Source organism: Deltaproteobacteria bacterium (assembly GCA_003194485.1).
Taxonomy (GTDB): domain Bacteria; phylum Desulfobacterota; class Dissulfuribacteria; order Dissulfuribacterales; family UBA3076; genus UBA3076.
In genome coordinates, this window is sequence record PQXD01000002.1 from 155122 (window position 1) to 157171 (window position 2050).

General features: G+C 41.8%; 3 protein-coding genes. All 3 read right to left on the minus strand.

The genetic code is table 11. The annotated features are described in order from the left end of the window. Positions 1-564 precede the first annotated feature (564 nt). Genes C4B57_02120 through C4B57_02130 form a run of 3 tightly spaced genes read right to left on the minus strand, consistent with a single transcriptional unit; the run spans position 565 to position 1644 of the window. Complete coding sequence (locus C4B57_02120) at positions 565-1224, minus strand: hypothetical protein (protein PXF55820.1); 660 nt, start codon at positions 1222-1224, stop codon at positions 565-567. Beyond that, on the minus strand, positions 1182-1481 hold the full coding sequence (locus tag C4B57_02125) for a hypothetical protein (GenBank protein PXF55821.1): 300 nt from the start codon (positions 1479-1481) through the stop codon (positions 1182-1184). The genes C4B57_02120 and C4B57_02125 overlap by 43 nt, the downstream gene beginning before the upstream one ends. Then, on the minus strand, positions 1456-1644 hold the full coding sequence (locus C4B57_02130; protein PXF55822.1) for a hypothetical protein: 189 nt from the start codon (positions 1642-1644) through the stop codon (positions 1456-1458). Before C4B57_02130 ends, C4B57_02125 begins: the two co-directional genes overlap by 26 nt. Positions 1645-2050 lie beyond the last annotated feature (406 nt).

A 2050-nucleotide genomic window follows, 5' to 3' on the forward strand; every position in this document is an offset into this window, starting at 1 on the left:
AAATGGATATCCGAGGTCACCAAGGAGCATCCTGAAAAAAGCCGCAAGGAAATCATACTCGAAGCAGAACTGCGGTTTGATCTTTCCCCAAAGGAATGCGAGTTCCTTTACAGGAAATTTGTTTGAAACCGGAGAGTGAAGAAGTGTCCGGGGAATCAGGCCCAAACAGATTGAAATAAGTAGTTTCCCCCGGGGGGGCTAATTTGGAAGCATTCTCTCCTGTAAATACAACCGATATGGATTTGCTCTGCAGAATATCAAGCTTACCACGGAATATATTCTGTCCGAAAGTAGATATTTTCTCCAGACAATTCGTATGTATATAGACCCTTGAGGCTCCATGACAATTCCTCTTCAGGGCAGCAAGCAATTTGTGTACTGAGCTCCCATCGAAATCGCCAATTAATTTCAGATGGAGGCTTCCACCGTCTCTGTGAACAAAGATCTGAAAATTATTTGCCATGATGTGGCCTCCTTTCCGGTAATAATCGATTTGTACTCGTCAAGGGTTGAAGGTTACGTTTTTTCAGCTACCAGTCGGGGCAGAAATGCAGGTTTCTTTACTTAACGAGTATAATCGCATCCTTTTTTTCTTCGTAGCGGCAGGTTTTTTGACTGGCAGACGTGTCCCCCACACTCTGATGGTCTGTTATCTAATATACCCTGAACCATTTTTTGAATATTTTCCAATCTAAAGGGTTTAAATATAACAAAGTCAACGGAACTATCTTTTGCCTTTTCGAGGACGGTCTCTCTCTCCTTGCCTGTTATCAGAACGACTGGGGTGTTGGGGGATTTTTCTTTGATGTGGAATGCTAATTTCCAACCGTTTATGCCGGGCATATCTAAGTCAGTTATGACGAGGTCGAATGAGCTTTTCAGGAACAGATTCAGACCTTCATCACCACAGTTGACAACAGCTACGTCATGACCCATGAAAGATAGTGTCAGTGAAAGGACATTACGAACATTTGCATCGTCATCGATAACCAATATTCGTCTTCGACTTCCCTGCGTAAAATTGCTAGCTAAGGTTGTCTGATTAGTTTTGAAGGCTTCTTGTTTTGCGTTTGGTAGCCACCTGGGTTCCACAGCAATATTTGCTTTTTGAGGAATTTCCATTTTCAACCCCCTTATTCCCTCAAGCCCAAGGCCATTCCAGCGAATTACTCTGATTTTAGCTATCCCTTGGCCGATTCTGCACCATCCCCTCTCATAACCCATTTGACACCATCCATCAGTTCCCGGGAAAGTAGCTCATGCATATTTGGCTGGTCATGCATGATCAAAATGTCTGACATGGTCTCTCCTCTTGCACCAGTCAAAGGGGATTCCGGTAAGGATTCGTCGGGATATGCATCAGTACCTTCCATATCAGAAAAAACTATACTGATCTCGCATTCAGGGAAAAGCGCATTGATCAATGCTATCAAGCCATGATCACAATCCTTCTGCTTAGAAATAATCACTGTCTTTTTCATGTCGTTCCTCTTCTTTTTTGTTCATGCCTTTTGTTAATGAAAAAGCCTCAAGTAAGGGAAAAAGTTGCCTTGGCGAAAAACAGGCCGGGATTGAATTATTACGCAATGCTATCAAGCCATGATCACAATCCTTCTGCTTAGAAATAATCACTGTCTTTTTCATGTCGTTCCTCTTCTTTTTTGTTCATGCCTTCTGTATATGAAACGGCAGAATTTCCTTCAGAACTCAGAGCGACAAATACAATTGCCAGTTTTGTGACACCAAGATATGAAAGGATCTATGATTTTATAAAAGGATCTATGATTTTATTTGATTAGTCTATAGAGAATGAAGCTCATTTTCATAGGGATAATACCTATGAGATGGGAATTTGTCCCATATCAACCCTTCCAGAGATCCACGTCAATCAAGCCGAGTCTAGCCGCATAACGAATCAACTCCAGGTACTGTCAACTTTTTTGTGTGAATTTCTCATAGGCCAATTCTTTGAGAAAAGGCAGGTTGTTACGCACTTTTCCTATTGGGTTTGATCTCCAATGCAATTCCATTCTCAGAGAGATAAAGGCCA

Bases quoted from the DNA above. Each gene is read 5' to 3' on its own strand.
- C4B57_02120 (PXF55820.1), bottom strand. From the start codon at position 1,224: ATGGGTTATGAGAGGGGATGGTGCAGAATCGGCCAAGGGATAGCTAAA.
- C4B57_02125 (PXF55821.1), bottom strand. From the start codon at position 1,481: ATGAAAAAGACAGTGATTATTTCTAAGCAGAAGGATTGTGATCATGGC.
- C4B57_02130 (PXF55822.1), bottom strand. From the start codon at position 1,644: ATGAAAAAGACAGTGATTATTTCTAAGCAGAAGGATTGTGATCATGGC.